This is a genomic window from Weissella sp. DD23 (assembly GCF_001579105.1).
In the GTDB taxonomy this organism is placed as follows: Bacteria; Bacillota; Bacilli; order Lactobacillales; family Lactobacillaceae; genus Weissella; species Weissella cibaria.
The window spans coordinates 176,962-177,508 of sequence record NZ_KQ970392.1 but is presented as its reverse complement, the minus strand read 5'-3'; the positions used below and the strand labels follow the sequence as shown (position 1 = coordinate 177,508).

The following is a 547-nucleotide window of genomic DNA, read 5'->3' as shown; positions in this document are numbered from 1 at the left end:
ATCCGCTGTCAGGGGTTGTTTTTTATCGTCATCGAAAGATTCGTTATTTTAGGAGTTGTTAATTGTGCGATGACCTTTTGAATGTTCCCTCTCACGTGGAACCTATTATTCAGATCACATCACGCAATTTAACTTTTTAGAGACTCTTGAAATCGAAGACCATGCGACCAGTAATCTTGTTGTTGTGCATCGCATCAATCACATCGTTAATATCGCGGATATCAGCCCGCGTCACGATTGGCTTAACCTTACCTTCTGCACCAAATTGGAAGGCTTCCTTCAAGTCTTCACGTGTTCCAACAAGTGAGCCCTTCACTTCAATACCATCCAAGACCGTCTTCACAACATTCAACTGCATGTCACCCTTTGGCAATGCCACGGCAACCAACTTACCCATTGGTCGCAATGACGCAATTGATTGATCAAACGCTTGTGTGTTAACAGCCGTTACCTGTGCGTTGTGTACCCCGCCAACCTTTTCTTGGATAATAGCAGGCACGTCTTCTGTCTTACGGTTGATGAGCAATTCGGCTCCCATTTGACGCGC

Annotated in this window: 1 protein-coding gene; it reads right to left on the bottom strand. The window is 45.2% G+C overall.

Translation table 11 applies throughout. The features are described from left to right. Nucleotides 1-136: 136 nt before the first annotated feature. The coding region (locus WEIDD23_RS05140) for a zinc-binding dehydrogenase (RefSeq protein WP_156469581.1) at nucleotides 137-547 on the bottom strand (411 nt) is incomplete at its 5' end.